This is a genomic window from Azospirillum sp. RU38E (assembly GCF_900188385.1).
Taxonomy (GTDB): domain Bacteria; phylum Pseudomonadota; class Alphaproteobacteria; order Azospirillales; family Azospirillaceae; genus Niveispirillum.
In genome coordinates this window covers 92,528-108,879 of sequence record NZ_FZOI01000012.1, presented here as the reverse complement: position 1 = coordinate 108,879, position 16,352 = coordinate 92,528, and the positions used below count along the sequence as shown (strand labels likewise).

General features: G+C 66.7%; 11 protein-coding genes. All 11 read right to left on the bottom strand.

Annotation, left to right across the window (positions count from 1 at the left end; genetic code table 11):
• Positions 1-212: 212 nt before the first annotated feature.
• From CHB97_RS18100 to CHB97_RS18055, 11 genes are read right to left on the bottom strand one after another with little or no spacing between them, the layout of a single operon-like run.
• Positions 213-1,004, bottom strand: coding sequence for a hypothetical protein (locus tag CHB97_RS18100; RefSeq protein WP_089289402.1), 792 nt, complete (start codon positions 1,002-1,004; stop codon positions 213-215).
• 23 nt (positions 1,005-1,027) lie between these two features.
• A complete protein-coding gene (locus tag CHB97_RS18095) occupies positions 1,028-2,965 on the bottom strand; it encodes a hypothetical protein (protein WP_089289401.1) in 1,938 nt (645 codons plus the stop codon).
• Positions 2,966-2,992: 27 nt separating this feature from the next.
• Positions 2,993-6,379 (bottom strand): contractile injection system tape measure protein, encoded by a 3,387-nt coding sequence (locus tag CHB97_RS18090; RefSeq protein ID WP_143270998.1) that lies wholly within the window; start codon positions 6,377-6,379, stop codon positions 2,993-2,995.
• Positions 6,376-8,976 carry a hypothetical protein gene (locus CHB97_RS18085; protein ID WP_089289399.1) on the bottom strand — a complete coding sequence of 867 codons (2,601 nt, stop codon included), beginning with the start codon at positions 8,974-8,976 and terminating at the stop codon, positions 6,376-6,378. Before CHB97_RS18085 ends, CHB97_RS18090 begins: the two co-directional genes overlap by 4 nt.
• A 2-nt stretch (positions 8,977-8,978) precedes the next feature.
• Positions 8,979-12,464, bottom strand: a complete 3,486-nt coding sequence (locus CHB97_RS18080; protein ID WP_089289398.1) for a hypothetical protein — start codon at positions 12,462-12,464, stop codon at positions 8,979-8,981.
• 3 nt (positions 12,465-12,467) lie between these two features.
• On the bottom strand, positions 12,468-12,902 hold the full coding sequence (locus CHB97_RS18075) for a GPW/gp25 family protein (protein ID WP_089289397.1): 435 nt from the start codon (positions 12,900-12,902) through the stop codon (positions 12,468-12,470).
• A 2-nt stretch (positions 12,903-12,904) separates the two neighbouring features.
• Positions 12,905-13,201, bottom strand: coding sequence for a PAAR domain-containing protein (locus CHB97_RS18070; RefSeq protein WP_089289396.1), 297 nt, complete (start codon positions 13,199-13,201; stop codon positions 12,905-12,907).
• A 12-nt stretch (positions 13,202-13,213) separates the two neighbouring features.
• On the bottom strand, positions 13,214-14,998 hold the full coding sequence (gene vgrG, locus CHB97_RS18065) for a type VI secretion system tip protein VgrG (RefSeq protein ID WP_089289395.1): 1,785 nt from the start codon (positions 14,996-14,998) through the stop codon (positions 13,214-13,216).
• Positions 14,991-15,668 carry a hypothetical protein gene (locus CHB97_RS18060; protein ID WP_089289394.1) on the bottom strand — a complete coding sequence of 226 codons (678 nt, stop codon included), beginning with the start codon at positions 15,666-15,668 and terminating at the stop codon, positions 14,991-14,993. The genes vgrG and CHB97_RS18060 overlap by 8 nt, the downstream gene beginning before the upstream one ends.
• 9 nt (positions 15,669-15,677) lie before the next feature.
• Positions 15,678-15,848 (bottom strand): DUF5908 family protein, encoded by a 171-nt coding sequence (locus CHB97_RS26485; RefSeq protein ID WP_160105991.1) that lies wholly within the window; start codon positions 15,846-15,848, stop codon positions 15,678-15,680.
• 24 nt (positions 15,849-15,872) lie between these two features.
• Positions 15,873-16,352, bottom strand: coding sequence for a phage tail protein (locus CHB97_RS18055; RefSeq protein WP_089289393.1), 480 nt, complete (start codon positions 16,350-16,352; stop codon positions 15,873-15,875).

Genomic DNA, 16,352 nt, shown 5'->3' with positions numbered 1-16,352 from the left:
GCAACTGTCTCTTTGTTCATGCATGGTTCGTTCTCCTGTTTCTGTCACGCCACTGGCTCTGCCTGTCGGGCTGTCAACAGCATACAGTTGCTGTGATTGACGGCCGTGCATTTCGGGCGTGACAACGCCCCATTGCAACATGAAGTCCCTGAGCATCTCATCGCTTGGCGCCAAGCCACTCTTGAAATGAAATGCCCAGGGAGAACGCAACCTCAAGCCGCCTTGGCATCCACCGCCGTGGCTGCCGCCAGCCCCGCCTGCAGGGAGGCCAGCCGCGCCTTGGCGGTGGCAAGGGCCGCGTTGGCATGATCAAGCTGGGCGGTGGCGTTGGTGCTGCTGGCCAGTTCGGCGTTATAATGCTCCGCACTCTTCTGGTAGAGCCGTTCCAGATGGCCCAGAACGCCGGCTTCATGCTGCTTGCCGGGCTGCAATTCATGACGCAGCGTGTCCGCCTGTGACTGGGCCAGATCCAGGCAGCCACGGGTGGTGGACAGGCCAGCACTGGCGGTCAGGCAACTATCTTGGGCCACCAGGGCCAGGGCCACGACATTGGCGCAATCGCCGGTGGCCTTGCCCAGCTGTTCGATCAGCGCATCGGGGATCAGCGGGTTGCTGGCCTTCTGCTTGTTGGCCAGATGGCCGGCTTTTTCCAGCAGGTTGATGGTGAAGGTCAGTTGGCGCAGCAGTTCCACCTCTGCGTCGGTCACCCGGGTCAGCGCCTCATCCACCGCCGTCACCTGCCGGTGGGATTCCGCACAGGCGGCGGCCAGACCATTGGCGGCGGATTGGGCCGATTGCGCCTGGTTCAGGTTGGCCAGCGCCGTGGCGCGGGCGGCATCGGCCTGGGCCAGCCGTTCCTGGAAATGCTGGGCGCGGGCCGACAGGCTGTCAATGATGGTCTGGCGGGATTCCACCTCCCGCTGCAGCCGGGCCACGGCATCGGTCAGGGCATTGATCTCGGCCAGTTTCAACTGGGCAATGTCGGGGATCAGAAAGGCGGTCATGACAATCTCCGAAGCAAAGGGGTTCAGGCGCGGTGCCAGACATGGTCAAGAATGGTCAGCCTATCCTGCCAGCCGCTGGGTTCAGTGCTGCGCAGGGTGGCCAGGATCAGCGGGGCATAGCGATGGCCGGGCAGCAGCGGGTTGCCGAAGCAATCCTTATCCTCCGGGCTGAGATCGACCGCGTACCAGAGCACGGGTTTCTGCCCCAGGCCGGCCGGAACCTTCACCCCGTCGGGCGCCTTCTCCAGCGGCTTGGCCAAGCTATAGTTGGCGGGCGCCACCCGCTGGGCGGTTTCCAGCGTGAAATAGGCGGGCAGCTTGCCCTTGTGTTCCGGATCGGACAGGCTGGCATCGATGGCATGGTCCAGCAGGATGCAGCGCAGTTCCAGCCGCTGCACCGCGCCCGCCGGGCGGCGGACCGGGGCGGCGGCCTGTTCCAGCAGGGTCAGCAGTTCCGGCAGAAGCTGGCGCAGGGCCGTCAGCTCCGTCAGCGGTACTTCCGGCTCTGGCCAGCTCGCCAGCCGTTTCAGCAGGTCGCGACCGGCGGCCACACCGGTTCCCGGCCGGCCCTCCTTCACGGCGGCCAGGTCTGCCTTGACCAGCTGCACAAAGGGCGGAACCACGGCATCCAGCCCCAGGGCCAGTTCCGGGTCCAGGCTGGCGCCATTGGCTTGCAGCCAGCTGGCCAGCGGGTCCAGCTTGCCGGCCCCGGCCTCCAGCGCCGGCAGAACGGTGCTTGGGGCACTGCCGATCTGCCCTTCGTCGGCCACGGCCAGCAGCAGCTGGTCCGCCGTCGCCCCCTGGCCGGCATAGTGCGGCGCTGGCAGCGCCGTCAGCGGGGTGAAGGGCGCGCTGGCGATGGAGAGATAATCCGCGAAGTTCCCCAGATAGCGCTTATAGTCGATGCTGGGTTCAATATAGAGGAAGGCGACATAGGCGCTGTCGCTGCTGACCGGATTGCCATAAACATCCAGTGCCAGGGTCACGCTGCTCTCGCCCGGCTGCACCCCGGTGAAGCTGCCGCTGTGCCCATCCCATTTGCTGAACAGCTGGGCTGCCCGGTCGGTGCTGAACTGCACGGCCAGATTCTGCGGCACAATGGCCAGGAAATTCCGGGGATGGGGCGCCGGGGCTGCCGCGTGATCGCCGGCCGCGACAGGCGCCTGGAAGGGGCTGAAGCGCAGCTTGATCTGCTTGGCGGAGGCAACCTCCACCTGCAGGTCCAGGTTGGCGGTGCGGCGGGCCCCGATCAGCATGGCTGACATGGTTTCCTGGCGCGCCTGGGCTTCACGCAGCAGATTATGGGCGGTGAACTCTTCAGCCAGACTGGCGCGCAGGGCGGTTTCGTCATTATTGACCGCGGCCACCTTGCCATCCAGGTCGGCCTGGGTCTGGGCCAGCAGGTCGCCCAGGCGGGCCTGCACCCCTGCACCCTGGTCGGCCAGCGCGCCGACAATGCTTTCCGCGCATTTGCTGGACACCTCGGTCCCCTTCAGTGCCAGGAACCGGGCTTGGTTGGCCACGCGGTTGAGGTTGGCGTTGACGCGGGCGATCTGGTGATACAGCTCCGTATCATACAGCGCCGCACTGGCCACATTCATGGCGGCCCCGATGGTGGCGGCCAGCTGCATCACCGCATCGGCGCTGGCCTGCAGGTTCTTGGCGGTGGTGGCGGTATTGGTGATGGCCCCGTCGCTGCCATCCTTGGCCAGCGCCAAGGTACCGCGCAGGGCCGTGGACTGGTCATAGGCCCGCTGCGCGGCCTGATGCACCGACCGGCGCTCATCGCGGTGGCGCTGGTCAGCCTCCAGCCGGTCACGGGTTGCCAGTACCGCACCCTTGGCATGGTACAGATCGGTTTCGGCCAGGGATTGGCCATGCAGCAATGCGGCCTGCTGGTCAGCCAGGGCGGCCAGGCTTTGGCTCAGGCTCTCACGCAAATTATCGTCATAGCTGTTCATGATGCTCTTCCTCAGGGCAGGGGGCGGTCAGGATGGCCAGGTGACGTAGACGGGCTTGCCCATCCACGGCAGCTTGATCACGGCGTAGGAAAACGGACTTTTGCTGAGCAGAATGTCCCAGGGGCGTCGCACCACGGTCAGCCCCCAATGGTCGGCATTGTCGGCCAGGATGCCGTCACGCAGCAGCCAGCTGCCGCGAAACCCGTCCAGGCTGCTGGCGCCCGATTGCGGCCAATGGCCGATGACGGCGCGCAACAGGCCCTCCATCAGGCCGATTTCCCCGGGGGCGAAATCGGCCTCAACGGGGACCGGATCGGATGGCATCAGCCCGCAGAGCAGCTTGTTCAGCACCAGTTGCGGCTCTTCGGCCCGTATCCGCCCGCAGGCCAGGAATTGCAGCGCCAGCAGGGCACGATGGGCGGCGGCAGGGGAGACGAATTTGCGTTCCCGCATCAGGCTCAGCCGTTCGAACAGCGGCGGCAGATAGGCGTGCAGCAGCACCAAACCGGCATTGGACAGGGGCAGACGCTGCGCCTCCATCGGTCGGTCGGCCGGCGGGAAGGTGGCGGGTCTGGCCGGTCGTTCCGGCGGTGGCGGCGCCAGGGCGGCGGCAATGGCGGCCGGGGGCCGCGCTGCCTGCATCCGTTCGTCCAGCCGGTTCGCCTTCAGCCCCGCCAGCGGCAGCACGAACTGACGGAAGGCCGCCAGCAGGCGGGCGGGTTCCAGCGCGCGCCAATCCTGGTGCAGCCAGGCCTCCCAGACCATGCGCCACAGCCAGGCCTCGCGCCGTCCGGCATGGGGAAGGTTCAGCCGCCGCTGCCAGGCCTGCCATTCGCCGATCAGGCGAATGGCCTGTCGCCCTGTTGCCGAAGTGCCCTTGTCGCGGCCGACCAAATCCAGCAGATGCGGCAGGGCCAGGGCCGCCTGCAGCCGCGCCTCCAGCGCCGGGCGGACCGACGCGCGCCGCCATGGCTTGGCCAGCAGACGGCGGAAACTGTCCGGGCGGGTCCAGGCCCATTGATAGACGGCGGTGGCCAGCCGTTGATCGGGTGTGCCCAGGGCCGGCAGCATCCCCACCCCGTGGCGGCGATGCAGGGCGGGCGGTGAATGCCGGCAGAGCAGGCGCAGCATCTGCGCCTGTCCCTGGCTGGTTTCCAGCCATTGGCCCCAGGCATCCGGCCGTGCCGCCCGCCGCCGGTCCGGACCGGCCAGAGGCAGCGGATCAATACCGCGCCCCTCCGCCCAGGCCAGCAATTGGGCGAACGCTTCCCGCCAAAGGGGGCTGGGTGGGGCGGCCAGCCCGCGGGCGGCGCAGGCAGCCACGCCCAGCCCCAGACGTTGACACCAGAGCAGCAGACATTGCGCCAGGAAGAGCGCCGGGGCCAGGGAAGCCGCCCGGGGATCCAGCGCCAGATGCCAGACCACCGGTTCCAGCAGGGCGCGCGGTGCGATGGGTTGTCCCGGCCCGCCGAACCAGCGCACCGCCTGATCCAGCAACGCCTCCACCGGCCGCAGGGCATAAGGCACCAGCCGCGACAGCCAGCGCCGGGCCGCCGGCACGACAGCCAGTTGCGGCAACAGGTGGGCGCGGTCAGGTTGCGCCAGCAACCAGCGCCGCAGCGCCACCGCCGGCAGATGTTCCCACAATGTGGCCAGCGGCATCTGTTTCAGCGGCGGTGGCAGATCAGGGGCGGCACGGCCCATGCGCAGATGCCAGCGCAGCGCCTTCCAGATCAGGGATGGCGGCGGGATTTCCCCCATCGTTGGCACCGCTGACGCCACGGGGGCCGCTGGGGCCGGCACCTTCCAGGGGTCCGCCGCGACGGCGCGGCCGGCGGCGCTGTGCGGGTCTGCTGCCATGGGCATGTCCGCCGCCCATTCCGCCTGCAGGTCCAGCAGGATTTGCAGCAGGATGTAATGGCGTGGATCGGGTCCGGCCACCTGGGCATAGGCGATCAGCAATGCCAGTGAGGCGGCCAGGTCAGTGCTGTGGCGCCGACAGCTCTCCCGCAGCGTTGTGGCCACCAGCTGCCGGCGTTCAAAGCGTGATGCCTGGTCGGAGAGCAGGAAGCTCAGCACCACATCCCAGATGGCGCGGCGTGGCCAGTGGCGGCGCTGCGCCAGATGCTGGCTGTATGATATATGGGCCAGAATGAATTCCGCTTCGGCGGGCTGCAGCAAGATGATCGTGCGGCGCAGGGCGCGGTCATCCAGATGGCGGGCCAGCACCGGGCCGGCGGATGCGCCGGCCGCCACCATGGTGCGCGCCAGCCGCCGCCCGTCCCGCGCTGCCAGCCGGGTGAACAGGCTCTGCAGCCGGATCGGGCGTCCCTGTGCCTGTTCATGCTGGTCCTCCGCCGGGGGCGTCCATTCCCCCAGGCCACGGCTCAACATCCGCGACCATAGGCGCCATTCGCGTTCCTCCCGCGCATCCGGCACGGCGGCAGCCAGCCGGACGGGGCTAGGGGGAATGTCGCGGGCCAGGATGGCGCGGATCAGCGCCTGGAAACGTGGCGGCAGATGCGGGGCAGCCTGATGGCTGATCTGCTCCAGCCGGTCTCGCAAGGCCGCATAGGGGATGCCATAGCTGTTGGCAAGCTGGCGCAGATGGGCGCTGGTAAAGTCTGTCAGGTTGAACAGGCTGCCGCGATCGCTGAACAGACAGGTCAGCAAGGCCAGCCAGACCGCCTGTTCAAAGCCGCTGGCATCATCCTGCACCAGCCTTTCATCGGCATGGCGGGCCACCAGATCGCCCACCCATTCCACCAGGGCTGCGGCATGGGCGGGTTCCGCCAGCCGGATCAGCGCCGGTAACCGGGGCCGCCCCAGCTGCCAGACCAGCCGCTTTCGCACGGTCTCCTGCCGGCCGATGCGGCGCAGCAGGTCCAGCAGCAGGCCGGCCTCCCCCGTCAGCAGGCCCTCCCAGAGCGACAGAAAGCCGGCGGGCTGCTGCTGCCACCAGGGCAGGGTGCCATGCCGCAGCAGATGGTCCAGCAGGGCCAACTTTGTTTCTGTCTGCTCCCCCGCCTCTTCATCGGTGAAGCCGGGCTTGTCCCCAACCGCGTCGGCGGTGCCCCCCATGGAAGCGGACTGCACCGTTGGGGGAGCGGAAAAAGCGCCGAAATGGCGCAACAGCGCACTTGTCAAGGCGGTGGCCAGCCGCTGCGGTAAATCGTCGGACGCCCGCGACAGCGGGATGGTGCCCAGATCCAGTTCCAGCCGATCACAGCGCCAGGTGTGGCCGGGCGGGCAGCAGCGATCAAAAATGTCGGCCAGCAGATCGGGCAGGCTGTGCCGGGAGAAATCCGACAGCCAATCCTGCTGGGCCCGCACCTCCGACGGATCATCGAACCCGCTGTCCCAGATCAGGCGCCCGACAAGATGGGCGGGTGGCGGGGGGGCGCTCATCTTCATGTCGCCCCCCCGGCCAGCCAGCTCATCAGCGCCCGTGCCTTGGCTGCCAGCGCCGCCGGATCGGGATCGGGCTGGCCATAGAGATTATACCAGCCGACAAAGGCCGGGATCAGGCTTGCCATGCGGGCAAAGGACAGGCCTTGTGCCGCCAGCTCCACCGGCGCGGGCCAATGGCGCTGTCGAAGGGTTTCGATGAAGCCCGGCAGATGGCTGGCCAGCCGCGGCACCCAGTCGGGCCAGAACAGACAGGCTTTCAGGCGCAGCGCCGTTTCCGGCATCTCCTCTTCCGGCGGCAGCAGTACAGGTTCCAGCAGCAGCAGCCCCCGGCGCTGGCTGGCCAGCCACAGCAGCTGCAGTGCATGGGCATGGCAGGTCAGGAACCGTTCATCTTCCGCCGTTCCCACCGGGGCGCCAAAGCCACCATTGCTGCCCGCCATGTGCCAGAAATCCGGCCAGCCCGTATGGGCGTTCGGCCTGTCCCAGCCAATTTCCAGCAAGGCACTGCCGGGGGCGGGCGCTTCCGGCCCTGTGCCTTCGCACAGCCAGACCCCGGCGGGAACGGCGAACAGGAACAGATCGCTGTCCGGCACCGCGAAACGGCTGCCGGGCCGGGCGGAGGCGCCCAGCCACTGGCGCACGCCGGGGGCATAGAGTGCCCGGGAAAGGGCGGCGGCAAGGTTGCCCAGATAGGTCGACAGGTCGAGCAGCAGGTCCAGTTTCAGCTCAAAACTGCTGTATCCGGCCAGCGATGTCTCTTCAAAGCGCGTCAGTGCCTCGATCCGGTGCAGATCGGGACGGCCGTTGAAATCCGGCCAGGCCAGCAGGCGCTGCCACCAGGGGATAAGTTTATTGGCACCCAGCCGGGCAAGGAAGCGCGGGTTATCCTCCGGCATGGCCGGATCGCCCGGCAGAAGCAGCGGCGGGGCCGGATAGCGGGCGGCGCAGAAACGGGCGTGTGAAAGGAAGGCCAGATTGCGCAACCAGGCTGCATGAACGATCATCAAGGTGCGTTCCCGGCTGCCATACCATTGGAAGGCCAGGATCATCGGTTCATAATCGGCGGCATCCTCGCCATGGCGGGCCAGCAGATGGCGCAGCATGGCCAGCCGGTTCACCACCGCCTCATGCTCGCTTTCCGTCTGGGTGGCCAGGGCATGGCGATAGGCATTGTGGGAAAAAAGCTGCACCTGTTGCCAGCTTTCCTCCGGCCGGGGCTCCCCCAGCCAATCATCGAACATATGCTGGCCGGCCAGCAGATCCTGGATATCGGGAACCTGATAGAGCGGCTGGCTGTAACTGCTGCGGGCCAGCGGCTGCCAGGGCACATCCTCCGGCCGGTCGCCCCGGTCGGGCGGTGGCGGATGCGCGGGGGAAAACAGGGCGCCCAAATTGGCCAGCTGGGCGAACTGATTGGTCAAGAGCTGCTCGAACGGCAGCAGATAGCCCTGCAGCTGCCGCGCCTGGGCCTGTTGCAGGGCGGTGCGGTCCACCTCCCGACCGGTCAGGCCCCAGTTTGGCGGCAGGGTCATCTGCACCGGGTGATAGGCTGCCAGATTGCGGAAATGCCCCTGCGGCAGCGGGGCCGCGCGGTCGATGCCGGCACTGATGCCGCGCGCCGCATGGGCTGACTGCATGGCCAGCATCCCGGCCGCACGCGAAGGGCCCTGATAATGCAGACAGGGGTGATTATCGGCCCAGAAGGTGAAATCCAGGGTCCAGGCGACAATATCATGCGCGTCCAGCGCCACCTGCCGGACCTCCACCCCATCCGCTTCCAGCCGCAGCGACAGCACGGCCTGGATGCCGGGTACATCGGCCAGCAACCCGGCCAGCGCGCTGATCCGCACCACTTCTGGCAAGGCGGGCAGGGGCCCCGGTATCCAGCCGCGTTCCAGGCGCGGGCCATGGATGATGTCGTCCCCCTCCAGCCCCTGGTCCCGCCAGCTGTGATAGCCGCCCCGTTGCGGGATCGGCGCGCTCATCCGGTCCAGGGCCAGGGAACAGGCATCCGCCACTTCGGCGGCCATGCCGGCATTGGCCAGCATGATGGTGGCACACAGCGTCAAGGGGCGCTGGTGCAGCCAGCGGGGCGGCAGAACCCGATGGCCGGGCAAACGCCAATCGCGCAGATAATCCCTGGCGGCGCGGGCCAGCTGCTGGACCGCGGCATCATCCAGTTGCGGCTGCGGGGCCAGGTAACAGATCTGCCGGCCCGTCGGATGCCCGTTGACATCCGTTTCAGGCAGGATCTGCACGGCCCGCAGACCGCTCAGCCGATCAAACAGTCCCTTGCCATAATCATCGGCATTCACCGGTTGATGGGACAATATCGCCGTCTGGTCGGGGAACTGGTCCGGCACGGCCAGTCGGCCATCGGTGCCGGCCAGCAGATCTTCCAGCGGGAAGCTGGCGCAATAGGCCACTTCCGACAGGGCCCAGCAGAGATGTTCCAGCAGGGTGACGCCGGGATCGACATCATTATAAAGGCTCCAGACGGCGCCGACGCGCTTTTCCAGCGCCTGAATCCCCTGGGATTTCAGCCAATAGGGGTTCTCGGCTGGCGCAGGGGGCTGGTTGAGGATGACGCGATCATTCATGGCTAACCCGCCGCCACAGTCAGTTGATGATCGTTGGCGGACACCCAGAGATGACCGGGCGGGGCGATGATCTGTTCATCGCGGCATAGAGTGCGGGCGCCCTGCGGGCTGGTCAGGGTAACGGTCAGATCCTCAATGGCGAAGACACCCGGAAAGGCAGCAATGCGGCGCAGCAGATCGGCCCGCCGCAGCCCCTGGCGCAGGTCATAGCGGGGCAGATCGCTGCTGATCCAGGGCGAGAGATAAATCCGCAGCGCCAGATTCCAGGTCTGGCGCAGCGCTGGCCAGGCCGCCAACGCGGCCTCCGACAGGATCAGGCTGGCGGACAGCGTCACCTCGCAGGCCGCCATATTCTGCACCAGAACAAGGGCCGTGTCGGCGCTGCGGGCTTGCAGCTGTGCCGCCAGGCCGACGCGCGCGCCGGGGCTGACGCGGGGGCGGAAGGCGCCAGTCATCGATGCGCTGGCCATGCGGGGCACCACGCCCAGTCTCACCTCCCCGCGATGGGCGTTGGCCGGTGGCAATATTTCGGCATGGAACAGGTCCGGCATGAATTCATGCGCCAGCAGCACATAATCGCGTGGCGCCAGCGCCCGGCCCTTGTGCGCCAGCCGCTGCGCCCCCCGGCGGTAAAAATTATTCTCCCCGCTGAAGCCCTCTGCGGTTTCCGCCCCCCGCCCCCCCTGGGATGCCAGGGGCTGGCGGATCGCGGCAATGCTGGGCAAGGGCGGTTTGCTGATGGCGCCGGGGGCGATGGCCGGCACCTGACCCGCGTCGGCCGGCACATCCTGGCGCACCAGCCCCACGGGTTGGGTGGCCAGCAAGGCCACCGACAGGGGCCGCCAGCCGCCCTTGGGCGTTATGGCCAGAAAGGCACAATCCGCAAGGGTGGGCGTCAGGGCCAGTCCGGCGGGCGGTTCCGGCAGCGACAGCTCCAATATGCCAGAGGCAGACAGGCCCGCCGTGCCATCATGCCAGATTTCCACCGGCAGCCAGCCCGCCGGGCTGTAGCGCCAGATGTCAAAACCCGTGGCGTCGCCATCATCGGTCACGGCGGCGAACAGGCGCAGGGTGCAGGGTGAGGGCAGGCCGCTGATGGCCAGCAGCAGGCCGCCATCCGCGGCAACGCGCGGAACCATGGTCAGGCCGGCCTCCGCCAGACCCGGGGCCAGCGGCGCATGGCGGGGAAGCGCCCCGCCGCTGGCCCAGGCCAGCCAATTGTGCCAGGGGCCGTAATGCCGCCATTCCAGCGGGCAGGGCGGATCACTGACGCCGGCATCGGTACCCGGCACCCAGCGATAACGGGCGCTATATTCCACGCTGGCCGATTTCAGCGCCGGGGTGAAGGGTGGGTTGGGGGTTTTGGGGGGTGTTGATCCACCGCCCTTGCCCTGTGCGGACTGGATCATCGCCTGGGCCTGCTGCTGGCTGGCCCAGATCAGCACCTGCGGGTAAATCTGGTGACCAAAGCCATTGGCGGGCTGTTCCAGGGTAAAGGCCAGATAGCCGCCCAGCGCAGTGGCCGGCTCCGCCAGCGCTCCCCCGCCCGCCAGCCCCGGCAAGGGGCGCTGGCCGGGCAGTTGAAAGCTGAAAATGCTTTTGCCATTGCCCTGGAACAGCGTGTGTGGCGATGCCCCAGCCGGTGGGGTGACCGTCGCCACCTTCCAGCCATCCGGTTCCAGCCAGTGCCAGCTGCCCCGCACCGCGTTGGTGGAAAAAGGTGGCAGGTCGTGACGTTCCACGGCCTGCCACATATTATATTCGTGATACCAGCTTGCCAGATCGGCGGGCATGGCGGCCCATTCCAGGGTCAGGCTGATCCGTTCCACCGGTTTGGCGAAAATCTCCCGGCTGCCCAGCAGGAACTGGCTCCCCACTTGCGGCACCGGCCCCAGCGGATAGGGGGCGGCGGCCGAAAGCGGGGCCTGCGTGCTCCAGAGCACCAGATTGGTAAGATCGCGCGCCTTCACCTCCAGATTGATCGCGCTGATCCGGGGCCAGGGATGGGCGCTGGCAGCCGGGGGCAGCGCCATCTTCATCTGCGGCCAGGGACTGTCCTGGCCGTCCAGCGGCTTGGCCGCTGGCTGCAAGGCCGGCGCGTCGGGCGGCAGCATCCATTCCAGCACCAGCTGGCCGGGCTTGCCATCGGCCGGCGGGGTATAATGCGGGGGAAAGCCATAGGCCCCGACATCAAACCACCCTTTGGCCGTGCTGACCCAGCTGCGCCAGCCGCCTGCCCAGTCGGCCGGCAGGTCGGGGGCATTGCCCGTCATCTCCAGGGTCAGGATGATCGACCGCGTCCCCGCCTCCAGCAGCAACAGGGGGCTGGCCAGGGAGAAACCGAGGCCCTGCGGCCGGGCCGCCGGGCTGGCGAACAGGGCTTGATCCAGCGGATGACCGCTGGCGTCGCGCTGGATGCTCTCCAGATCGGCCAGGGTGGTGGCGTGGATACCGGGTTTGAACGCTGGTCCGCCCCGGTCGGCCTTTAGGCTATAGGCGGCGGCTATCCGCGCTTGATTGAGGGTGGTGGTCTGGCTATTGGCAAAAAAGATGGGCGTCCCCTGCGCATCCTTGCCGGCGGCAAAGCGCGTCCCGGCGGGAATGACCAGGATGGGCTGGTCGGGCTGCGGCGACGCCATCACCACCACCTGATCGGGCTGCGCCGGGCGTGGTGCCATCTGCAGCACATTCCGGTAGTAGAAATCCAGATGGCGGCGGCCAATGCCATTGATTACCTGCTGCTGATGCGCCATCAGCTCAACAAAGACGCGCAGCAGGGCGGTGTCGGGGTGCGGCGTGGGCTGGTTGGCCACATCCTCATAATGCTGGGCCGCCGCATCCACCGTCTGGATCAGCACATTCAGCGTATCCAGGTAAAGCTGGCGCAGTTCCGCCAGGGCCTGTGGCAGGGCCTGCTCCGGCGGGCCGGCAAGATGCAGGGTCGGATCGGCCTGGCCGGTGACGCGCCAAGCCGGGCCCAGCCCATTATACCAGCTCTGATCCGGGGCATCGGTCCATTGGCGCAGCGACAGTGCCTGATGCAGGGTGCGGATCTGGGCCAGGGCAGGGGCCAGCGTATGGCGCACCTCCCGCGTCAGGAACTGGCGCAGGGGAAAATCCGCCGGCTGCCATTCCAGCCAGGACAGCCAGTGCGCCAGCGTGGACACCATATGTCGCAGCAGCCGCAGCAGGGCCTGAAGCTGGGCGGGCCGCGCGCCGACAGTACCGGCCTGCCCGCTGGTCAGCGCCTGAAACTGGGCATTCAAACTGCGATAATCGGTAGCGGCAATGCTGGCCAGCAGGATGGCCGCATCCTTCAGCATGAAGGGTTCCCATGTCCCTTCGACCTGATTATGGACGGTGTAGAAACGCACCAGCCGTGCCAGCCGCGCGACAAAGGCCAGCCGGTCGCGCGCGCTTTTCCCGTCCACCGGCGCGGTGCCGGGGTCCAGACAGGATAGCAGCGGCGTCAGCGGGGCAGCCGGCATGAATCAGGCCCCCCCGACACGGGGTGGGGGCGCCAGATTGGACCCTTCCAGGGTGGCGAACGGATAGACGTGGTTATGCCGCGTATTGGTCTGGGTGACGTGATAGCTGATGACCAGCTGCAAAAGGCTGCCATCGGCGCTGTGCTGGGCCTGCAGCTTCTCCACCACGATGCGCGGTTCGCCATGCAGCAGGATGAAACGGGCGGCCGATGCCAGTTCCTCCAGCATCTGGCTGTCGCTGCGGCGGAAGACGAACTGATGCAGATTGCTGCCGAAATCCGGCAGCAGGGCGCGGCTGCCCCGCAAGGTGGAGAGAAGCAGGTCCAGCGACTGGGCGATATTCTCCTCCCCCGCCACCATATTGACGCTGGCATCGGCGGCGTTGAAGCTGGGGGGAAAGCGCCAGCCGCGTCCCAGGAACGGGGCGTCATGACCCATGCTCAGCCCCCGATCATCACGGTCGCCGCGCCCAGCACGATGGTGCCGCCATGGGCAGTGCTGTCGCCCATGCGGGCGGCCGGCATCCCGCAGATCATCACCGTGGAAGAGCCTTTGACGATACTGTCCGGCGGCCCGACGCAGACGGCCATGTCCCCGACACGGGCCGCCGGCAAGCTGCAGATCATCACCGTCGGCGCCCCGACGGAGATGGGGCCGCCGACATGTGGAATGGGGGGCAGGCCTGGCGTGACCATCGGGCATTGGTGGAAATCGCTAAGACGGGCGGCGGGTGGCATGGCATCACTCCTTCAGTTGATCATCACCATGCCGCCCTTGAGCGTCAGTTGCGCGCCGCCCTGAACCTCGGCGCTGGCGCTGCCCTTGGCGGTCAATTGTGCATTGGCCGTCAGCGCCACATTGGTGCCGGTGACGGTGACGTCGCCGCTGCTGCTCTCGGCGGTGATGCCGCTATCGCCCTGCAGGGACAGGGTGGTGGCCGCCTGCACGGTCAGGGCGGCGGCACTTTTCAAGGTGACGCCGCTGCTGTCCATCTGCAGGGAATTGCCATTCTGATCGACCAGTTGGATCTGGCCGTTCTGGTCATCCAGCACCAGCTTGTTGCCGCCGGGTGTGGACAGGGTGATGATCTTGTCCGCATCGTTGAAATCCAGGAACGACCCGGCCTTAGTATAAAGGGCCTTGTGGCTGTTGGTGGAATCCGGTGTCAGGGCGCTGTTGGGCGTGCGACCCTTGCTGTAAAGGCTGCCCAGGATGACGGGGAAACGCGGATCGGCGTTGAGGAAACCCACCAGCACCTCGTCCCCGATCTCCGGCAGGAAGAAGGCGCCGGCCCCGCTGGTGGCGTGGAAATGCGCCATGCGGGCCCAGATGCCGGCATTATTGTCGTTGAACAACGGGATTTCCACCTGGATGCGGAACCCATTGTCAGGATCGCTGTCGATCTTCAGCACGGTGCCGCAGAACAGGCCGCCAATGCCGGGCAGCAGGCCGGCGGCCGGCGGGCTGTTGACATCATGCTCCTGAATGAACCATTGCCGTTCATGGCCCAGCAGCAATTCACTGGTCCAGTTTCCCGCCCGCAAATGATGGCGGATACCGGTGATCAGATGGGTGCCGTTGAACCGGTCGCCCAGCCCGGCCAGCGTCACCGTTTGGCCGGGGATCAGGTCGGAACGGCCCTGCACGGTGGCGCTGGCCACGATCTTTGCCAGCGTGCTTTTCGCCACCTGGGCCTTGGCCCAGCCGGTCAGCCCGTCACTGGTTTCAGCCCCGCCGGTCTGCTGGCTGACCGATCCCGGCCCCGCGGCACTGGCCAGGGTCTGGGTGGTCAGGTTGCCGGGGCCGGCAAAGCTGGCGCTGGCGGTGCCGCTGATCAACTGCTGGCTGATCGGGTCCCAGGCATTGGCGGTCACCTGACTGAGCTGGCCCACCGCGTCCAGCGTGCCCTCGAACCCGAACAGGTCAATGCCCTGGGTGATGGTGACCGACGGGCTACTCTGGTCCAGGGGGTCGAACACCGTCACCGTACCGTTCAGGGTCAGGACCAGCAGGCCGTTAATTTCCGCCCGGCTGAGGATGAAATCCCAATCGGTGCTGTCATACTGAATCAGGGCTTCCTGCTGCGGCGTGGTGGCAGTGACATCCGCCGTCAGCCCAGCATTGGAGAGGATGGCCGAGATGGCGTCGCTGTCGGTGGTGCTGGCATAGGCGGATGATTTCCGCCCCACGGTCAGCAGCACCGCCTTGTCCCGGCATTCCACCTGCAGCGTTGAGCCGGCACCCGATGACATCGACAGGCGCTGGCCGGTGATGATGCCGGAAAAAATCACGCTGGTGGTGTTGTCATAGCCCATGGCGATGCTGATGGTGGCGCCGGGCAGGAAGGTGGAGCCGCTGCTGATGGAGAAATCCTGGGTCGCCGGATCGCCATCGGGCAGGGTCAGGCGGGCCCGGGCAATCCGGTTGGCCAGCTGTTCAATCTCGATATCGGTCACCTGAATTTCGGTGGGCAGCGCCGCACCATTCACGGTGATGATAAAGGAGGCGAGGCCGCCATCATTGCCGTCAGCCATGCTGGCCCTCCGCAGCTTTCAGGGGCGGGGTCAACAGGGTGGTGCCCCCCGCCAGATGCCGGAACTTGTCCAGCCGGTTGGCCCTGGCCAGCGCCACGAAGAATTCCGGCCGGCGATAGACCGACTGCGCGATCAGCGGCAGGCTGTCGCCATCACGCACCAGAATATGGTGGGTGACGTCGGGTGATTGCTGGTTCTGTTGCTTGGCCAGGGTGGCGGCATCGATATAGGAGCGGAAATCCAGCTTCACCTTGGCCCGCAGCGCCGTGCCATCGGGTCTGAAAAACGTGTAATTCACGCTCATATTGGTCAGCACACCCTTGAAATTCAGCGTGCTGCCCCAGACCACGGTGACATAATTCGTCCGGTGGATCGCGCTTTTATAGTCGCGGACCACGGCCGACAGCGTGTCCAGTTCTGTCTTCAGGTCGGTGCGGGTATCATCAACGACACCGGTACAATCGATGATCAGTTCAAAGCGGAGCGTGTCACTGGGCAATTGCTTGAATTTCGGTGCGGCGGCCGAGGTGCCGCTGCTATCCTCGCTATGGTCCACCCCGCGCTCCAGACTGATGCTGGAGGGGTTTAGCATGGCCACATATTGGCTGGGCGCCGGGGCCTGCGTGGTGAATTGCTCATCGCTGTAGCCGGTGAGGGTCAGATTGGCCATGGCCTGTTCCTAGCGTTCGAAGCGGTTGCGGCCCTGGGCGCTGCGCAGCAGCCGTTCGCATTCCTCCAGCATGTCGCGCCGCAGGGCCTGGATCTCCGCCAGCCGCGTTCGCTCCTGCCGGTCCGCCACCCCGGTTTCCAGGGTGGTTTTGATCACCAGCTCGCGGATTTCAACCGGCATGGCCCCCTCCTGTCTTCAGCTGACCTAAACCAGCACATAGCGGCGATAGGCCAGTTCGATGGTTTCGATCAGCAGGGCGTTTTCCTGGGATTTCAGGTCGCTCATGCTCCATTTCACCGGATAGGCGCCGATGACGCTCCAGGCCATGGTCGGCATATGCTGGTTGTTATAGAGCGTCACCAGCACATCCATGGTCGTCACCGGCGTGGCGAAATCACTGTCCAGCACGGCGGCGCACCAGACGGAAAAAGCCGCGCCGCTGATCGCCACGCCGCGCCGCAGCACCAGATTTTCATATTTCACCCGGCCGGGCAGGCGGTAAGCGAAGCGGTTTTCGCCACCGCTCACCACCTCCTCCACCTCCATCTGCTTGGACAGGCCTGACACTTCCTGAAAGGCGGCATCCAGGGCAAAGGGAAGCACGCTGACCCCGAAATAGAAACTGGGCTGCAGCTCGTTCAGCGAGGAGGCGTAATCCGCCAGGGCCGATAGCAGACCGGCCAT

What these genes read in the sequence shown, in the direction of transcription:
- CHB97_RS18080 (WP_089289398.1), bottom strand. Translation starts at nt 12,464, where the DNA reads ATGCCGGCTGCCCCGCTGACGCCGCTGCTATCCTGTCTGGACCCCGGC.
- CHB97_RS18060 (WP_089289394.1), bottom strand. Translation starts at nt 15,668, where the DNA reads ATGGCCAATCTGACCCTCACCGGCTACAGCGATGAGCAATTCACCACG.
- CHB97_RS18100 (WP_089289402.1), bottom strand. Translation starts at nt 1,004, where the DNA reads ATGACCGCCTTTCTGATCCCCGACATTGCCCAGTTGAAACTGGCCGAG.
- CHB97_RS26485 (WP_160105991.1), bottom strand. Translation starts at nt 15,848, where the DNA reads ATGCCGGTTGAAATCCGCGAGCTGGTGATCAAAACCACCCTGGAAACC.
- CHB97_RS18075 (WP_089289397.1), bottom strand. Translation starts at nt 12,902, where the DNA reads ATGGGTCATGACGCCCCGTTCCTGGGACGCGGCTGGCGCTTTCCCCCC.
- CHB97_RS18070 (WP_089289396.1), bottom strand. Translation starts at nt 13,201, where the DNA reads ATGCCACCCGCCGCCCGTCTTAGCGATTTCCACCAATGCCCGATGGTC.
- CHB97_RS18090 (WP_143270998.1), bottom strand. Translation starts at nt 6,379, where the DNA reads ATGAAGATGAGCGCCCCCCCGCCACCCGCCCATCTTGTCGGGCGCCTG.
- CHB97_RS18085 (WP_089289399.1), bottom strand. Translation starts at nt 8,976, where the DNA reads ATGAATGATCGCGTCATCCTCAACCAGCCCCCTGCGCCAGCCGAGAAC.
- CHB97_RS18095 (WP_089289401.1), bottom strand. Translation starts at nt 2,965, where the DNA reads ATGAACAGCTATGACGATAATTTGCGTGAGAGCCTGAGCCAAAGCCTG.
- vgrG (WP_089289395.1), bottom strand. Translation starts at nt 14,998, where the DNA reads ATGGCTGACGGCAATGATGGCGGCCTCGCCTCCTTTATCATCACCGTG.
- CHB97_RS18055 (WP_089289393.1), bottom strand. Translation starts at nt 16,352, where the DNA reads ATGGCCGGTCTGCTATCGGCCCTGGCGGATTACGCCTCCTCGCTGAAC.